The sequence below is a fragment of the Hydrophilobacter chitinilyticus genome, from assembly GCF_049860745.1.
Classification (GTDB): Bacteria; Pseudomonadota; Gammaproteobacteria; order Burkholderiales; family Burkholderiaceae_C; genus Rhodoferax_B.
This window is the reverse complement of sequence record NZ_CP187561.1, coordinates 3,392,614-3,409,613: the sequence shown is the minus strand read 5'-3', so window position 1 is coordinate 3,409,613 and position 17,000 is coordinate 3,392,614. Positions and strand designations below refer to the sequence as shown.

Annotated in this window: 17 protein-coding genes and 1 pseudogene; 6 read left to right on the top strand and 12 right to left on the bottom strand. The window is 62.6% G+C overall.

Going from position 1 to position 17,000, the window contains the following annotated elements; all coding sequences use genetic code 11:
• Positions 1-2 precede the first annotated feature (2 nt).
• The 5 genes from ACPWMG_RS15165 to ACPWMG_RS15145 form a co-directional block, all read right to left on the bottom strand.
• Positions 3-1,175 carry an efflux RND transporter periplasmic adaptor subunit gene (locus ACPWMG_RS15165; protein WP_483300315.1) on the bottom strand — a complete coding sequence of 391 codons (1,173 nt, stop codon included), beginning with the start codon at positions 1,173-1,175 and terminating at the stop codon, positions 3-5.
• Positions 1,172-1,876 (bottom strand): TetR/AcrR family transcriptional regulator, encoded by a 705-nt coding sequence (locus tag ACPWMG_RS15160; protein WP_483300314.1) that lies wholly within the window; start codon positions 1,874-1,876, stop codon positions 1,172-1,174. The genes ACPWMG_RS15165 and ACPWMG_RS15160 overlap by 4 nt, the downstream gene beginning before the upstream one ends.
• A gap of 78 nt (positions 1,877-1,954) precedes the next feature.
• Positions 1,955-2,755 (bottom strand): YdcF family protein, encoded by an 801-nt coding sequence (locus tag ACPWMG_RS15155; protein ID WP_483300313.1) that lies wholly within the window; start codon positions 2,753-2,755, stop codon positions 1,955-1,957.
• Between the two features lie 66 nt (positions 2,756-2,821).
• Entirely contained in the window at positions 2,822-3,487 is a 666-nt protein-coding gene (locus ACPWMG_RS15150; protein ID WP_483300312.1) for a DsbA family protein, read from the bottom strand.
• A 96-nt stretch (positions 3,488-3,583) separates the two neighbouring features.
• A complete protein-coding gene (locus tag ACPWMG_RS15145) occupies positions 3,584-5,749 on the bottom strand; it encodes a heavy metal translocating P-type ATPase (RefSeq protein ID WP_483300311.1) in 2,166 nt (721 codons plus the stop codon).
• A gap of 229 nt (positions 5,750-5,978) precedes the next feature.
• On the opposite strand from ACPWMG_RS15145, the gene cadR reads away from it, so the two are divergent.
• Both cadR and ACPWMG_RS15135 read left to right on the top strand, forming a co-directional pair.
• Positions 5,979-6,410, top strand: coding sequence for a Cd(II)/Pb(II)-responsive transcriptional regulator (gene cadR, locus ACPWMG_RS15140; protein ID WP_483300310.1), 432 nt, complete (start codon positions 5,979-5,981; stop codon positions 6,408-6,410).
• A 396-nt stretch (positions 6,411-6,806) separates the two neighbouring features.
• A pseudogene (locus ACPWMG_RS15135) lies at positions 6,807-7,934 on the top strand (nickel/cobalt efflux protein RcnA).
• Between the two features lie 188 nt (positions 7,935-8,122).
• Here the strand turns inward: ACPWMG_RS15135 and motA are convergent.
• The 3 genes from motA to ACPWMG_RS15120 all read right to left on the bottom strand — a co-directional run bounded on the left by motA (position 8,123) and on the right by ACPWMG_RS15120 (position 9,838).
• Complete coding sequence (gene motA, locus ACPWMG_RS15130; protein WP_483300309.1) at positions 8,123-8,992, bottom strand: flagellar motor stator protein MotA; 870 nt, start codon at positions 8,990-8,992, stop codon at positions 8,123-8,125.
• Between the two features lie 205 nt (positions 8,993-9,197).
• On the bottom strand, positions 9,198-9,557 hold the full coding sequence (locus ACPWMG_RS15125) for a hypothetical protein (RefSeq protein ID WP_483300308.1): 360 nt from the start codon (positions 9,555-9,557) through the stop codon (positions 9,198-9,200).
• A gap of 2 nt (positions 9,558-9,559) precedes the next feature.
• Positions 9,560-9,838 carry a metal-sensing transcriptional repressor gene (locus ACPWMG_RS15120; protein ID WP_483300307.1) on the bottom strand — a complete coding sequence of 93 codons (279 nt, stop codon included), beginning with the start codon at positions 9,836-9,838 and terminating at the stop codon, positions 9,560-9,562.
• A gap of 534 nt (positions 9,839-10,372) precedes the next feature.
• Between ACPWMG_RS15120 and ACPWMG_RS15115 the strand changes: the two genes are divergently transcribed.
• The gene (locus tag ACPWMG_RS15115) at positions 10,373-10,609 is read left to right on the top strand and encodes a hypothetical protein (RefSeq protein ID WP_483300306.1); all 237 of its coding nucleotides are present in this window, start codon (positions 10,373-10,375) and stop codon (positions 10,607-10,609) included.
• An 84-nt stretch (positions 10,610-10,693) separates the two neighbouring features.
• Here the strand turns inward: ACPWMG_RS15115 and ACPWMG_RS15110 are convergent, their stop codons facing one another.
• The 4 genes from ACPWMG_RS15110 to ACPWMG_RS15095 all read right to left on the bottom strand — a co-directional run bounded on the left by ACPWMG_RS15110 (position 10,694) and on the right by ACPWMG_RS15095 (position 13,529).
• Complete coding sequence (locus ACPWMG_RS15110; protein ID WP_483300305.1) at positions 10,694-11,629, bottom strand: metal ABC transporter substrate-binding protein; 936 nt, start codon at positions 11,627-11,629, stop codon at positions 10,694-10,696.
• Between the two features lie 36 nt (positions 11,630-11,665).
• Positions 11,666-12,514 (bottom strand): metal ABC transporter permease, encoded by an 849-nt coding sequence (locus ACPWMG_RS15105; RefSeq protein ID WP_483305261.1) that lies wholly within the window; start codon positions 12,512-12,514, stop codon positions 11,666-11,668.
• Positions 12,515-12,612: 98 nt separating this feature from the next.
• Positions 12,613-13,371, bottom strand: a complete 759-nt coding sequence (locus tag ACPWMG_RS15100; protein WP_483300304.1) for a metal ABC transporter ATP-binding protein — start codon at positions 13,369-13,371, stop codon at positions 12,613-12,615.
• Positions 13,368-13,529, bottom strand: coding sequence for a hypothetical protein (locus ACPWMG_RS15095; protein WP_483300303.1), 162 nt, complete (start codon positions 13,527-13,529; stop codon positions 13,368-13,370). Before ACPWMG_RS15095 ends, ACPWMG_RS15100 begins: the two co-directional genes overlap by 4 nt.
• Before the next feature lie 94 nt (positions 13,530-13,623).
• Here ACPWMG_RS15095 and ACPWMG_RS15090 point away from each other — a divergent pair, with 94 nt between their 5' ends.
• The 3 genes from ACPWMG_RS15090 (at position 13,624) to ACPWMG_RS15080 (ending at position 16,918) form a co-directional block, all read left to right on the top strand.
• A complete protein-coding gene (locus ACPWMG_RS15090; RefSeq protein ID WP_483300302.1) occupies positions 13,624-14,142 on the top strand; it encodes a Fur family transcriptional regulator in 519 nt (172 codons plus the stop codon).
• A gap of 41 nt (positions 14,143-14,183) precedes the next feature.
• Complete coding sequence (locus ACPWMG_RS15085) at positions 14,184-14,564, top strand: hypothetical protein (protein WP_483300301.1); 381 nt, start codon at positions 14,184-14,186, stop codon at positions 14,562-14,564.
• Between the two features lie 239 nt (positions 14,565-14,803).
• Positions 14,804-16,918 carry a TonB-dependent receptor gene (locus tag ACPWMG_RS15080; protein ID WP_483300300.1) on the top strand — a complete coding sequence of 705 codons (2,115 nt, stop codon included), beginning with the start codon at positions 14,804-14,806 and terminating at the stop codon, positions 16,916-16,918.
• Positions 16,919-17,000: the final 82 nt, after the last annotated feature.

Below are 17,000 nucleotides of genomic sequence, written 5' to 3'. Positions count from 1 at the left end.
GGTCAGGACTTCGGCGCAGAGGCTGGGGTGGTGGGGGCGTTGGGCGTTGCAGGAAGGGTCGTAAAACGCACCGCCGCACCATCCGGCAAACCACCGGCCGAAGCCAGCACCACTTGCGCCTGGTCGGCCAGGCCCTGCACGGCCACCATGGGTGTGCGGTCTGGCAGCGGCCCCATGCCGCGTGCGCCCAGCTCCACCAGCACGTGAACAATGCGGCCATCGCGCACCACTTGCACGTAGGGCGTGGGTTTGTCGTTGCGTACGGCGCTTTGCGGCACGGCCAGGGCTTTGTTTTGCTCGGTATTCAAAAAGCCCTGCGCAAACAGGCCTTGGCGCAAACCAGGGGACGGGGTCAATGCCAGGTACACCAGCACGCTGCGGCTGCCAGCCATCGTGCTGGGGTTGATGCGCACCACGCGTGCCGGCACCAGCGCGCTGCTGCCTTCGATCTGCAAGTCCGCCGTTTGGCCCACGCGAATGCCCACCGATTCGGCGGCGCTCACGGCGGCTTCCATTTCCAGTTGGCGCAGGTCCACCAGCACCAGTACCTGGCCGTCCACCGGCACACGCTCGCCGTTTTGTGCGATGCGCTGCGACACCTGGCCGTCGATGGGCGAGCGCAGCACGCTGTCGGTGATGGCCTTGCGCGTCAAGTCGGCGGCGGCGTCCATGGCCAGCTTGTTGGCTTTGGCGGCTGCGAGGTTCGATTCTGAGGTTTCGAGGGCGGTGTTGGAGATGAAACCCTGGCGCACCAACGCCTGGTTGTTGGTATGTTGGCGCAACGCAATGTCGAGCTGCGCTTGTGCTGCGTCCACTTGGCGCAAGGCTTGTTGTTGCCGCGCCTGGACTTCGGTGGGCTCGATGCGCGCCAGCACCTGGCCGACCTTGACGGTGTCGCCCTCGCGCAGTTGCAGGCCTTGTAATTCCCCCGGCACGCGGGCTTTGACCACCACCGACTGCGCGGCCTTGATGGAGCCGGCCAGCGCCAGGCCCTGGTTCAGCGGCTGTACCGTGGCGACCATCACATCGCTAGGGGCGAGTTCTATCGCCTCGACTTTGGCGGGGGCTGTAGAGGCGGCCACAGCAGACTTGCGGGCGACTTGTACGCGCCAGCCAATCGCGGCCACGATGAGGAGCAGTACCAAGCCGACGATCCAGCGGCGTGTGTTCTTCATGCTGTTTTGTCTTTATGAGAAGGATGCAGGCTGAAGCCGTTCAGCACAATGTCGACCTGCGCGGCGATGTGCGCCTCGGGGTCGAGCACGGTGCCGGGTTCCAGAAAAAGCGCGCGGGTGTGTTTCCACATGGCCATGAAAATGATGATGCCGACCAGCGCATAGGCACCAGCCGTGGGGTCGATGGAGCGAAACTCGCCCCGGCTGATGCCGCGCGCCAAAATACGGCGCATCAGTGCCAGGCCGGGGCGCGAAAAGTGTTCTTGGTAATAGGCGGCGATTTCAGGGAAGTTGTGCGCCTCGCTCTGCACCAGCCGCGTGATGCCAGACGCCTTGGTGCTGCCCACGCGGCGCCACCAGCCCAGCAGGCTGGCCTGCACCAGGGCCGCGCTGGGGCCTTCAAACTTGTCGATGGCCGTGTCCCACAGCGCCATTTGTTTGCCCAGGTTCTCGTGCACCACGGCGGTGAACAGCGCTTCCTTGGTGGCGAAGTACAGAAACAGCGTGCCCTTGGAGACGCCCGCGCGCTGTGCCACTTCTTCCACACGCGTGGCGGCATAGCCTTTTTCGACGAACAGATCCAACGCGGCGGCCAGCAACTCGCCCGCGCGCTCGGCCTTGCGGCGGGTGCGTTTGGGGCGGGGCGGGGTGGCGGAACCGGGGGCGGGATCTGCAGCGGAAGGCGGTGCTGGGGCTGGCATCTATTTAATGACTGATTGGTTATTAGTCTAGATGCCCGCGCGTTGCGGGGTCAAGAGGGCGTTCGCGTAAAGAGTGCTTCAACCGCCGCGCATTTGGGTGATCTTCAACGCCAGCCACTCGCGCAACACACGTTGAGAGGCCTGCAAACCGCCTGTGGACGGCAGCCATTCGAGCAACGGTCGTTGCGTGGCTTTGGCAAAGTTGGTGGGTGCGGGCAACACGGTGAACCCGGCCGTGCGGAACAGTTGCTGCGCGCGCGGCATGTGCCAGGCGCTGGTGACCAAGGCGATGCGCTGGATGCCGTCGCGCGCCATCACGGCTTTGATCTTGGCGGCGTTTTCGGCCGTGTCGCGCGATTGGTCGTCCACCCAGCGCAGCGGCAGGCCGTAGTCTTGCGTCAGCATGCTGCGGGTAACGTCGCCTTCGGTGGGTGCGCCAGGTTCCCCTTGGTTGGCCCAGCCAATGCCGCCAGCGAAGGCCAGCGGCAAATGGCTTTGGCGTGCCAGCCAGGCGCCGTAGCGAATGCGCGCTGCAGCGTCGGCGCTGGGTTGCGCGGTGCCGTACTCGGGGTTCTCGGGCTGCAAGCCACCACCCAAAATCACGATGGCCTGGATGTTCTGCGCCTTGAAGGTTTCGACGATTTGGCTCGGGGCCAAGGCTGGCGGTGATGGCACCAGTTTCAATCCCAACCACACGGCCACGGCGTTGCAGCTCAACAACCACAGGCTGACCATGCCGATGCACAACAACCAGCGGCCGATGCGGCGGCGCTGCAGCGCCCACCAACCGCCCAAAACCATCAACAGCAGTGGCCCGGCGGGCGGCAAGACCAGGGTGGTCAAGATCGGCTTGAGTTCGGCCAGGTTAGAAATAGTCATTTATTGATAGCTGCTTACGCTTGCCAGTACTACGTAAGAAGCCATTATTCCTTAAGGCGCGAGAGCTTACTTGGTGGTGGCTTGTGCGTCCAGCGCCTGCTTCACCGCGTCGCGTAGAGCCGCTTCACCAAAGGTCTTCAGCGGCTGGCCGTTGATGTAGAAGGTGGGCGTCTGTGAGACCTGCAGTGCGTTCAAATCACTCATGTCTTGTTTGAGCATGTCGTCCATCACCGGCTTGGCCATATCGACCTTGGCGCGCTCCACGTCAAAGCCAATCGACGGCAAGAAGGACAAGATATTGCGAACCTGCGGGTTGTCGTGCGCCGCCCATTCAGATTGTTTGGCGATGACCAGATCGAGTGCCTGCCAATACATGCCTTGCACCCTGGCGGCTTCGAGTATCTTCACTGCCACTTCAGAGCCTTGGTGAAACGGTGCGTACCGCAACACCAGGCGCACATCGTTCGGGTTTTCGGCCAGGATGGATTTGACGATGGGGTAGAACTTGGCGCAGGCCTCGCAGGCCGGGTCAAAAAATTCCACGATGGTGACTTTGGCGTCCTTCGGGCCGGTGGTGGGCGCGTGGTCGGCCACCAGCAAAGCGGCGTTGGCGCGCACCAAGTCGACCTCGTAGCCGGTGGAGCGTTGGTAGAAGTAGAAACTCCAAAGACCCAACACCACGGCAGCGGCGGCAGCCAGAATCAAGGCGCCGGTATTTTTAAAAAAACTCATTTTTTCTCTCTGAATATGGAGTCGGCAGCGTGGCACATCCCGCCACGCACTGGCTGCCTGGAACGCAGCGATTGTGGCTTACCGCGCAATACCCGCTCAGCCCCGAAAGCGCACCAACCGCAACCCATTGGCGACCACCAGCAGGCTCGCACCCACGTCGGCAAACACCGCCATCCACATGGTGCCCAGGCCGGTGAGCGTGAGGATTAGAAACACGGCCTTGATACCCAGGGCCAGCGCAATGTTTTGCACCAGCAGTTTGTGCGTCTGGCGCGACAGGCGCACAAAGCGCGGCAGCTTGCGCAGGTCGTCGTCCATCAGCGCGACGTCTGCGGTTTCGATGGCGGTGCCGGTGCCGGCCGCCCCCATGGCAAAGCCAATGGTAGCGCGGGCCAGGGCAGGGGCGTCGTTGATGCCGTCGCCTACCATGCCGACGGCGGTGTCCTTGTCGTTGCTGCCGTTGATTTTGCTTTCGATGAGGCTGAGTTTGTCTTCGGGCAGCAGGTCGCCACGGGCTTCGGTAATGCCCACCTGGTCGGCAATCGCCTTGGCCGTGTGTGCGTTGTCGCCCGTGAGCATGATGGTTTTCAAACCCAGTGCGTGGAGTTCGCCGATGGCTTGGCGGCTACTGTCTTTCACCGTGTCGGCCACGGCGAACAAGCCCATCACCTCGCTTTCGGCCTGCGCTAGAAGGATGACGGTCTTGCCTTGTTTTTCCAACGCGGACAACTGCGCTTCCAGTGCTTCAGAGCATAAGCCCAGCTCGTGGATCAGCCGGTGGTTGCCCAGCACGACGCGTTGGCCGCCCAGCGTGCCTTGGGTGCCGCGCCCGGGCAGGGCTTCAAAGGCATCTACTTCGCGCAGTGGCACGGCGTCCCGCGCGGCGGCTTCGGCCACGGCACGCGACACCGGGTGGTCGGAGCGGCTCGCCAGGCTGGCGGCCAGGCTGCGCACTGCTGCTTCTGCGTGGCCGTTCAACACCACAAAATCGGTCTGTGCGGGCTTGCCGTGGGTGATGGTGCCGGTCTTGTCCAGCGCCAGCCAGCGCAGCTTGCGGCCTTCTTCCAGGTACACCCCGCCTTTGATCAAGATGCCTTGGCGAGCGGCAGCGGCCAGCCCGCTGACGATGGTGACCGGTGTGGAAATTACCAGCGCACACGGGCAGGCAATCACCAGCAACACCAGCGCTTTGTAGACCCAGTCAAACCAGTCGCCACCCAAAAACAGCGGCGGCAATACGGCCACGGCCACCGCCATGACGAACACGATGGGGGTGTAGACCTGCGCAAATTTGTCGACGAAGCGTTGCGTGGGCGCACGCGCGCCTTGGGCTTCTTCTACCGCGTGGATGATGCGGGCGAGGGTGCTGTCGCCCGTGGTGGCGGTGACCACGTATTCAAACGAGCCGGACTCGTTAATGGTGCCGGCAAACACCGTGTCGCCCTCGGTCTTCTCCACCGGCAAACTTTCGCCGGTGATGGGCGCCTGGTTGATGCTAGAGCGCCCGCTGACGATTTTGCCGTCCAGCGCAATGCGTTCGCCGGGTTTGATGCGCACGCGGGTGTCCAGCGCCACAGACTTGGCCGCTACTTCGGTCCACGTGCCGTCCACTTGCTGCACGGTGGCGCGCTCGGGGGCCAACTGCAGTAGGCCCTGGATGGCGTTGCGTGCGCGGTCCAGCGACTTGGCCTCAATCAATTCGGCCACGGTGAACAGCACCATCACCATCGCCGCCTCGGGCCATTGGCCGAGGACGAGCGCGCCGGTCACGGCGATGCTCATCAGCGCGTTGATGTTGAGGTTGCCGTTGGTGACGGCGATCCAGCCCTTTTTGTAAGTGCTGATGCCGCTAAGTAGCACGGCGGCAATTGCCAGTGCTGCGGCTAGCGCGTTGGGCAGCCCGGCCCAATGCACAGCTTCAGATGCGAGCGCTGCCACGCCGGCCAGCGCCAACGGCCACCAGGGCTTGGCGGGTTCTAGGGCGGGCTCGGCGTGCGGCGCGTTGGCATCGGCCACTTCTGGCGTGTAGCCCAGCGAGCGCACGGCTTGCAAGATGGGGTCTATGGCGGCGGGCGTGTGGCTCACCGTCAACACACGTTGCATCAGGTTGAACTCCAGGCCGTTCACGCCCGGCATGCCGCCGAGTTTTTTGCGGATCAACGCCTCTTCGGTAGGGCAGTCCATCTGCATGATGCGAATGGGGGTGGAGACGTCGCCTGTGGCCGCCTCTTTGCGGGGCGTGCTGAGTTCGGTAAGCGGCACAAGGCTTTCGGTGGCGCTGCCGCAGCACGCGTCGCCGTGGTGATGACTGTGATCATGTTGATGTGCGTGCGCGGCATCACCATGGCCATGGTCGTGGTGATCATGGTCATGATGGCTGTGCTCGGCGTGGTCATGCTTGGCATGGGCTGACATAGGGCTTTCTCCAACGAATGCCGCTATTTGGCAACCTGAAGCTACTATAGAGTCAACACGTTTTTCGGATAGCCGTATGAAAATTGGTGAATTGGCCCAGGTTGCGCAATGCACGGTGGAAACCGTGCGCTACTACGAGAAGGAAGGCCTGCTACCGGCACCCGCGCGCACGGCGGGCAACTTTCGTATGTATGGCCCCGAGCACGTGGAGCGCTTGCGCTTCATCCGCAACTGCCGCGCGCTCGACATGAGCCACGAAGAAATCCGCAGCCTGCTGCAATTGGGCGACCAGCCAGGCGGAGGCTGCGGCGCCATCAACGCCGTGTTTGAGCAGCACATGGCGCACGTGGACGAACGCATCCGCGAACTCACCCATCTGAAAGAGCAACTGGCCACGCTGCGGCAACGTTGCCAGAGCGATCAGGGTGTGGACGAATGCGGCATTCTGCAAGGTCTTGCCGACATGGAGACGGAAGTGCGGCCGGAGCGGCATACGCATTTGGGGTGAGGGTGGTCTGTGACTTCGCTCTGTTGCACACCTGATCCCGGTCAGCGTGCGCGCATCAACGGCACTGGCCGCTTGAACGAATCTATCTTTACCTGATTGATCGGTCAGCATCGGGGTGAAGACAGTCGGTTTCAGCCTGGTGCAGACGTTGGCAAACGTCCTGCCGAATAGGCATCGCAGACCAACTGCAGACATTCGCTAGAGGCAGCTCGCACAAGTGTCTTTGAGGCATCGAAAAAGGGTGTGAGGGTCACCTCAAATCACACGATGCGCCAATGGTAATCTAGAAATATTTATCCTCTCCAGGGGGATAGGTCAATAATGAGAGAATATTACTCAACCTGCGTTGCCAGTGCCGGTCCCGCTGGCATGGTCATAGCCGAAGGAAATCCGTGAATGACTGACTTTTCGACTCTTCTGCAGCAAGGCGCGTCCAGTGCGTGGCTGTTTATTCCGAGCGCGATCTTGCTGGGGGCTTTGCATGGTTTGGAGCCAGGACATTCCAAAACCATGATGGCTGCGTTCATCGTGGCGATTCGTGGCACCGTAGGCCAAGCCGTCATGCTCGGTGTTTCCGCCACCCTTTCGCATACCGCTGTGGTGTGGGTGATTGCGCTGCTGGGCTTGTACTTTGGACAGCGATAGTCGGCGGAGTCAACCGAGCCCTATCTGCAGGTGGCCTCTGCCGTGTTGATCGTGGGCGTGGCGTTGTGGATGATGTGGCGCACCTGGCGTGAGGGCCAAAGCCGGACGGCTCACCTGCGCGGAGAGGAGCACGCGCAGGGGCACCATGACGAGGTTCGCCATATCGACGCCGGCCATGGCGTGGTGCGGCTCGAGATTTTTGAAGACGGGGTACCCCCTTGCTTCCGCTTCCATGCCAAACGTCGGCAGCAGCGTTGGCCCGCGTCGGCCGTTCAGGTCCAGACAACACGTCCCGACGGTACGCAGCAGACTTTCACGTTTGCACAGCGAGACGGTTTTCTGGAGTCGACGGCCGTCATTCCGGAACCGCACGAGTTCAAGGCCCAGGTGGTGCTCGGCCATGGCAACCACACGCATCGTTACGACGTGCAGTTCACCGAGCATCACCATCATGTCCATGCTGAGACGGCCGGATTGGACTTGGGGACGGCGGAGTACCAGGACGCCCATGAGCGGGCGCACGCCGATGACATCCAGCGTCGCTTTGCCAACCGCAAGGTGACCAACGGGCAGATCATTGTGTTTGGTTTGACCGGCGGACTGATCCCCTGCCCAGCCGCCATCACCGTGTTGCTGCTTTGCCTGCAATTGAAGGAAGTGACCTTAGGAGCCGCTCTGGTCTTCTGCTTCAGCATCGGCTTGGCATTGACGTTGGTGTTGTCCGGCGCAATAGCCGCCGTAGGCGTGCGTCACGCCAGCAAACGATGGTCCGGCTTTGGCGAGCTCGCGCGCCGCGCACCCTACGTCTCTGGGACACTGATCCTGTTTGTGGGGCTGTATGTCGGCTACCACGGTGCTTCCGCCTTGCTCAGCCGCTAGGTGCCGCAGGCTTGTTTAACGGCCGTCCATCAGCGGGTACAGTCGCAAGCCTGCGCAGGCAGCGATAGGTCGCGGTACATGTAGCCCACCAAGGCCACCGGCCTGGTGACCGGCGCTTTGACCAAACGAGGTGCATTCATGCTCGCACCTCCGCTCAAGTCCCCGCTGTGCCTGATCCAAGAGCGACCTCAGGTCGCCGCTTTCTTGCCACGCACGTGGCCTTCGAGTTCAAGAAAGCTGGGCCGGTGTTGCGTGAACAGCACCTTGCGTCCGAACTCAATGGCCGTGGAAGGGTTGTAGCCTTGCATGCTCGCCAGCAAGGTGGACTTGATGCACTCCAGCTCCTTCGTGTTGTCGTTGGTTTTTTGCTCCAACAGACCGCCTAAAGGCTCGACCACACCGTAGGCCAGCAAGATACCCAGGAACGTTCCGACCAGGGCCGAGGCGATCATGCCCCCCAGCACAGCCGGTGGCTGCCCAACCGAACCCATGGTGTTGACCACGCCGAGCACGGCCGCAACGATGCCAAAAGCTGGCAGGGCTCCGGACAGACGCGCCAGGGCGGCAATCGGCGCGTGGGATTCCTGGTGGTGCGTTTCGATTTCGCTGTCCATCAGGCTCTCGATCTCGTGGGCATTCAGGTTACCGGACACCATCATGCGCAGGTAGTCAGTGGTGAACTCGACCACGTGGTGGTCGTTCAGGATGACGGGGTACTTCTTGAAAAGTTCGGATTGATTAGGCTCCTCGACGTCACCCTCGATGGCCATCAGGCCTTCCTTGCGCGCCTTCTGAAGAATGTCATAGAGCAAGGCCAGCAACTCCAGGTAGCGCTGCTTAGTGTACTTCGGGCCTTTCAGGGCCTGGGGCAGCAACTTGAGGGTGGCCCGTAGAACATCGGGTTGGTTGTTGACGGCAAACGCCCCCAACGCCCCGCCGAAGATCGTGATGAGTTCGAACGGAAGTGCTTTGAGGATGACGCCAATGTTGCCGCCGTGGAGGATGTAGACGCCAAAAATGCAGCCCATAGAGACTGCGTAGCCGATGAGAACGATCATGGTGGGATTTCCAAATGGGTTAAGGTGTCGCGGCGTGCGCCCGAACACTCGGGCCACGCAGTCAAGCGCCCCCGGCACGCAAAGCGGTTGCTCTGCGTGCCGGGGGCGGGTCGCAGCGCCAGTTCAGCGCCGCAAGTGAAGGCTTGCCGCTACTCAGCCGCCCTGACGAACGGAAAATAGAGGCAGCAGTCGCCGTGGGGGCAACTCAGTTGGCAATTTGCGGGGGACGCAGCAGCCCGGGAAGATGAGGTGAAGGGTGCAGCGACCCCGTGTGCACGGCAGGTCTCGCATGGGGTAGACCTGCAATATGGCTCGATACCGTGGTCGGCACGCACTGCGGATTACAAGTGCTTTTGTCGTGGGTGTGGTCCGGCGTGCCGGTCAGCGTGTTGGCGTGCATGCGGCCATCACCGTGATGGTGGTGGTCTGACGCCTTGTGCCATGCGGCCGAGAGCTTGCCGTGCCCGACGATTTGTAATGGCGAGCCGAGCGCCATCGCCATGACCGACTGCCACAACACCGAGCATATGAGCAAAGCAAAAAGACCGATCCGCACGCGAGACATTCTCACAGGTACTTGGTTATGTCCTTGAACTCGGCAATGGAGGCACGCACCACTGCCGGGCTTGAACCCACCACATCCTCCAGACAATGGTCCAGATGGTCGTGGATCAGCGTCTTCTTGGCTGCACTGATGGCGCGCTCAACCGCATGCAATTGCTGCGCAATGTCGCCGCAGGATCGGCCACCCTCGATCATTCCGATGACGTTTTGCAGATGGCCGTTGGCCCGCTTGAGCCGCTTTACGACATCTGCGTGGGTGGTGTGCACGTGTGGTTCAGTCATATCAAATCCTACCCCTGAGGATACCATTTGGCCTGCGTTTCAGTGATTTTCGCTGAGTCGTAAAACATGCGAATGCTCTGACGAAAAGTCAAAAGACAGTTGGCGACGCTGAAACCTCTCGATGAGCGACTGCTTTGTCAAAATGGGAAACTCAGTTTGGGCCCGGCAGTACACACTCGCTGGAGCCTGTAGAGCGACTGCTTTCGCTGTACTCCCGTCATGGGGGCAATGCACACGAGTTGGTGATCCCCCAGGTACTTTCGGCGGTTCATAAACTCAAGCGTGCTACGACACCATCCCACAAGCCCGCGCCTCATGCCGGGGCTTAGAGTGTATTGATGGGATCTGAGTGTCTATTGTTTTCAGTAATTACTGAAAATTCAAGCGAAAAATGAGATAATTCCCCCATGGCAAACCCTTGCCTCATTCGACCGCTTTATCTGAAGTTCATCTCACACTTTGGTGAGATGGGCCACCGCGGGAAGTTCGCGCTCCTCGCGCTGGATCGAGTCAATTTGTAGCTAGGACAAAAAGATGGATTGGTTTCCCATAGTCTTCGTGACGTTCAAATTTCTCGTGCTCGGCACGGGCATGTTCTTCGCCATCAAATGGCATTACGACCAAGGGAAGAAGGGCAAGGGAAGTGAGACGCGCGCGGTGCTACGCGTGGGGAGCAAGGTGGCCGTCGTCTTCGTTCTATTGCTCATGGGTCTGTTGTTCCTCACGTACAGGCTTAGTACGATGATCGGCTTGGACTTGAGCTTCTTGTGATGGCAAAAAAAGAGTTGGCCGATCAGCAACTGAAGCAGCCAACTCTTTCCACTGTGACGCGCTTTGCGGAGGCGCCCAGCCGGTTCAGTTCTGCTGCATTCCCGCCACCAACGTATTCACGTTGTAGCGCATCATTTCCAAATACGTAGCACCCGGCTGGCCAGGGGCAGACAACGCGTCAGCATACAGCGCCGGCCCCACCTTCACCCCAGCCTCAGCGGCCAGTTGCGTGATGAGCTTGGGGTTGCTCATGTTCTCGAAAAACACGGCCTTGGTTTTCTCGCGCTTGATCTGGCGCACCAGTGCGGCCACGTCTTTGGCGCTGGCTTCGGCTTCGGAGCTGATGCCTTGTGGCGCGCGGAAGCGCAATTTGTAGTGTTTGGCAAAGTAGCCAAAGGCGTCGTGCGAGGTGATGACGCGGCGCTTGGCTTCTGGCAGGGCGGCAAATTGGGCTTGGGCCCAAGTGTCGAACGCGCGCAGTTCCGTGATGTAGGCGGCGCTGTTGGCCTGGTACACCAGCGCGCCCGTGGGGTCGGCCTGGCTCAGCGCGGCGCTGATGTTGCGCACGTAGGTGATGACGTTGGTGGGGTCTTGCCAGGCATGTGGGTCACTTTCGCCGTGGCCATGACTGTGGTCGTGGTCATGGTCGTCGCCTTCGGCTTCCATGGGCTTCACGCCTTTGGAGGCCACGGCCTGGATGCCGCTGTAGCTGACCGATTTCACCAGCTTGCCCAGCCAGGGCTCGAAGCCCAGGCCGTTGCTCACCAGCACGCGGGCTTGCAGCAGCTTTTTGGCGTCGGCCGGTGACGGCTCGAAGACGTGTGCGTCTTGGTTCGCACCCACCAGCGTTTGCACCTCCACGCGGTCGCCGCCGACCACACGCGTCAGATCGGCCAGGATGCTGAAGCTGGCGGTCACGGGCACAGGCGCGGGCACTTTAGCGGCGGGTGTTTGTGCCAGTGCGGCAAGGGGCAGGGCAGTGGCGGCAAACAAGGCCAGCGAGGCTGAATACTTCAACATACGGAACAACTCCTTCAAACAATAATCAAGTTTCTGTCAAGCTTGTGAATGGCCACGGGCATGCTCATGGTCATGCTGGCGCGCGGCGCGCCAACGGGGCCACCAGCCACGCGGGGCCACCAACAAGGCCGCCGCGTACAGCACCCCGGCGCAAACGATGATGGTGGGGCCCGACGCCGTACCCAGGTGGTACGACAGCAGCAACCCGGCATAACCGGCGATGGCCGCTTGCACCACGGCAGCGGTCATCTGGCCGGGCAGGGTGTCTGACCACAGGCGCGAGGCCACGGCAGGCAGCGTCATCAAACCCACCGACATCAACGTGCCCATGGTTTGGAAACCGGCGACCAGGTTCAACACCACCAGCACCAAGAAACCTTGCTGTACCAAGCCTCCATGGCGCCCGCTGGCGGCCATGAAGCTCGGGTCAAAACTCTCCAGCAGTAGCGCGCGGTAGGCCAGGGCTACGCCAGCCAGGCTAATGCTGGCCACGCCTGCCACCAGCAGCAGGCCGTTGGCGTCCACACCCAAGGCGCTGCCAAACAAGATGTGCAGCAGGTCGAGCTGGCTGGCCCGTTGCGACACCAGCAACACTCCCAGCGCTAACGCCACCAGGTAAAGCGCGGCCAGGCTGGCGTCTTCTTTCAACACCGTGGCGCGGCTGATGAGACCGGCCACGGCCGCCACAGCAAGGCCCGCGAGCACACCGCCCACCGTCATGGCGGTGAGCGACAAGCCAAAAAACATGAAGCCAATGGCCACGCCAGGCAACACCGCATGGCTCAGCGCTTCGCCAAACAAACTCATGCGGCGCAAGGTCAGCAGTACGCCCAGCGGCGCGGCGCCCAGGGCCAGCGCCCACGACGAGACTAAGGCGCGGCGCATGAAGGCGAACTCCTGGAACGGGGCGATCAGCAGGTCGTAGAGCCCGTTGGAAAGCGGGTTGTCCAGCAAGTCGAGCAGGTTGAAGTCGATGGGGGCCATCACAAAGCTCCTTCGGGCACCAGCACGCGCGGTGCGGCGGCATGGGCATGTGGATCGGCATGGTGTTCTGCCATCACCTGCGCGCGCGCCAAGTGCTGCGGCGTCATCACCTCCGCCGTGGCGCCCCAGGCCACCACGCTGCGCGACAGCAGCAGGGTCTGCGGAAAATGCGCGGCCACTTGTGCGGCGTCGTGCAACACGGCCACCACGGTGCGACCTTCGGCGTGCCATTGCTGCACCAGGCCGAGCAAGGCACGGGTGGTGCGGCTGTCCACCGCGTTGAAGGGTTCGTCCAGCAGGATCAACTCGGCGTCTTGCACCAGTACACGCGCAAACAACAGGCGTTGAAATTGGCCGACCGACAAGGCGCCGACCGGGCGCCGTGCCAAGTCGGCCAGGCCCACGGTCTCTAACGCTTGGTCTACACGCGCCTGGCGCGTAGCGCCCACGCCGCCCAGCGCGCCGGTGGCGGGCCAGGTGCCCAGCAAGGCGCAGTCGCGCACGCTGATGGGGAAGCCACGGTCGACTTGCGCCTGTTGCGGCAAGTAGGCGATGCGTTCTTTTTTCGCCGCCACCTTCAAGCTGCCTCCGCTGGCCGGATGCAGGCCCAGCAGCGATTTGCACAGCGTACTTTTGCCCGCGCCGTTGGGGCCGACCACGGCCGTCAACGAGCCCGTGGCGATTTCACCGCTGACTTGCAGCAGCGCGGGCTGCCCCCGATAGTGGGCACAGAAATCGTCAAGAATGACCATGCTCATGGCAAGTCCGCCAGCGCCCAAGCCACGGCGACCCACAGCAACAACAAGGCCGGGCTCACGGCCAGCAAACGCAGCCACGCAGGCCAGGCGAGAAAGCTTTCGCGCCACGGAAAAAGCGCTTGGCGCGGGGCGGAAGAAGTGGGGGGGTGAGGTGTCATGACGCGGAAAACCGGAGATAATGCAACTGAATTGCATCTTATTCTATTGCAACTTTGTTGCATTAGGTGAATTTTTGTCGTGCAAGGAAACGCTATGCCCACCGAAACCTCTGCTGTTGACGATCTCCTGGCCCGCCACGGCCTGCGGCGGACGGCGGGCGCGCGCGCCGTTTTGGGCTGGCTGCTAGACCATGCCGACACCAGCTACACCCATGCCGAGTTGCAGGACGCGATGGCACAAGAAGGCGCGGCGCCACTCGACCGCGTGACGCTGTACCGCCTGGTCGACCGCATGGCACAAGCCGGTTTGCTGCTGAGCACCGTGGACGCGCAACGCGTGCGCCACTACCAGGCGATGAACCCCGGCATGGACGAGCCAACCATGGTGGCGCCGCACTTTGAATGCCGCGCCTGCCACCGCGACCTGCCGCTCACGCCCGAAGCGGAAGAGACCAATGCCAAGCTGGAAGCCGCCGCCAAAGCCGCGCTCAAGGCGCTGGAAGATCTGGGCCACCACGGCGTGAGCCTGGACTTGTCGATGCGCGGCGTGTGTTCCGACTGCACGCCCAGCCCGCTGAAGGGCCACGCGCCCAACCCGTCGCCTTCGGCCTAGTGCTTGGTGTGATGCAGCACTTTGGCCGCCCACGCCGGGGCATGCCCCGCTTAGCGGCCGGGCTGCTGGTCTTCGCGCTGCTGTGGGCGCAATGGCTCGGTGTTGTCCACCAGGAAATCCACCCGGCTTTGCCGCAGAAGGCTTCGCTGCAAGCCCAGCAGCACAGCCACGCTGCGCAATCCACACCTTCGGCCTTGCACACGGTGCTGGAGCGCCTGCTTGGCCACCACGACGATGGCATCCACGCCGCAGACTGCCGGCTTTACGACCAACTGAGCCACGCCGATGCCATGCCCGCATTGGCCGCGGCATTGGCTTTGCCACCGGTGTGGCCGGTGGTTTTTCAAACGGCGTTGCGCACCCATGCGCTGCCAACCTGGCGCGCCTGGTTCGACGCGCGAGGCCCCCCTTACTTGTGTTGAGTTTGGTTTAACCCCGCACTGCGCGCATCGGCTTTTGCCATGCGCCACCGCGGCCGTTCCCCAGGCAATCCTGAACAAGGCCCTCTCGGCGCCCGCATCCCTGGCGTGGGCAGCCTGCGGCGTTGCAAATCCTCGCCATAGCTTCGGCTATGGCTGTGGTTTGCGCCTAGCAGTCCCTCCCACGTCAGGGCGCGGCCATCCGAGGGGGCTTGTTCAGCATCGCCTCAACACAAGTTTTTATGAACCCACATTTTTCCCGCAACGCCAAGAGCGTTGCAGGCGCCGCCGTGCTGGCGTGCGCCAGCTTCCACGCGGCCGCACAAACTTCCGCTGCCACCTCTGTCGAACCCGCCAAAACCAAAGACTTGGCCGAAGTCACCGTGACGGGTAATCCGCTGGGTGCTGCAAATACAGTAGCGCCCTCCGCAGTCTTGACGGGCGACGCGCTCACATTACGCTTAAAGCCCACTTTGGGCGAAACGCTGGACGGCCTGCCCGGCGTCAGCAGCACCTACTTCGGCCCCAACGCCAGCCGCCCCATCATCCGTGGGATGGATGGCGACCGCATCCGCGTGCTGCAAAACAGTGGCGCCAGCGTGGACGCATCGGCTCTGAGCTTTGACCACGCCGTGCCCATCGACCCACTGACCACCGAGCGTATTGAAGTGCTGCGCGGCCCGAGCGCCTTGCTCTATGGCGGCAGCGCCGTGGGCGGCGTGGTCAACGCCATCGACAACCGCATTCCGCGTGAACCCGTGAACGACGGTGCGGGTGGCATCAGTGGCGAAGCGCAACTCGGCTACGCCACCGGCAACCGCGAAAAAGACGGCGGTGTGCGCCTGGAGACCGGCACCGACAAGTTTGGCCTGCACGTCGACGTGTTCGACCGCAAGACTTCCGACGTGCGCGTGCCCACCGACCTGGTCTGCGAAAAGCCTGGCTCGCCCGGCCTGGCGCAGCGCATCTGCAATTCGGCCAGCGAAACCAAGGGCGGGGCGGTGGGCGGCTCGCTGTTTTTTGACCATGGTTACCTGGGCGCATCGGTCAGCCAGTACCGCAGCGACTACGGCACCGTGGCCGAAGACGAGGTGACCATCGGCATGCGCAGCAACCGCTACGCGCTGGAAGGCGCCTGGCGCAACCCGGGCGGCGCCATCACCGGCATCAAGGCGCAGTTCGCCCACACCGACTACCGCCACACCGAATTTGAAGGCGGCGAGCCCGGCACCACGTTCACCAACCGGGGCAACGATTTCCGTATCGAGGCGCGCCATGCCGCCATCGGGCCGCTGGAGGGCGTGATCGGCCTGCAGGGCGACAACGGCCACTTTGCCGCCGAGGGCGACGAAGCCTTTGCACCACCCAGCCGCACGCGCAACCTGGCGCTGTTTGCGCTGGAAGAGTGGCGCACTGGCTGGGGCAAGCTGAGCTTCGGTGCGCGCGTGGAGAAGGTGCGCGTCAGCTCCGAAGGCAGCACCGAGATCGACCGGTTTGTCGCTGGTGAGCGCAACTTCACACCCTTCAGCATGGCCTTGGGCGGCCTGGTGAACCTCACGCCGACCTGGCAGCTCACGTCCAACCTGGCATCTACCCAACGGGCGCCCAAAGACTACGAGCTGTACGCCAACGGCCCACACTTGGCCACGGCGGCCTGGGAAACCGGCAACCCGAACCTGGGCCTGGAAAAATCTACTAGCCTCGACCTGGGCGTGGCCTGGAAAGACGGCGGCCACAGCTTCTCGCTCACCGGCTATGCCATGCATTTCAGCAACTACATCGGGCTGGACGCCACCGGCGATACGCGCGGTGTGGACGGCACGGTGAACCCCGACCCGGCCAGCGGCGAAGAGGCCTTGACCGAAACACGCTACAGAGGCGTGCGTGCGCGTTTTGTGGGGCTGGAGGCCAGCGGCAGCATCCGCCTGCTGGGCCAAGACGGCCTGCAACAAAGCGTGGACGGCCACCGGCTCGACCTGCTGTTGCGCGGCGACCTGGTGCGCGCCACCAACCTCAGCAGCGGTGAACCCTTGCCACGCATTGCGCCGCTGCGCCTGGGGGCATCGCTCGCGTGGCGCCGCAACGCTTGGGGCGCCAGCCTGGGGGCGGACTACTACGCTGCGCAAGACCGCGTGCCAAGCGTGGGCCAACGCGAGACCGAGGCCTACACGCTGGTTAACGCCTCGATGGACTACAGCCAAAACCTGGGCCGCTCGCAAGCGCTGTGGTACGCGCGTTTGGACAACCTGACCGACAAGCTGGCTTACAGCGCTACGTCGGTGTTGACCACCACGGCCTTCCCCAAAGCGCCGTTGCCTGGGCGCAGCTTGAAGGTCGGCGTGAAATTGACGTTCTGATGTGTTGATAATCGAGGGCTGATTTAATGAGACCGGGTGCGGCAATGCACCCGGTCTTCTCCCGCAAAGCCTCAAGGACTCT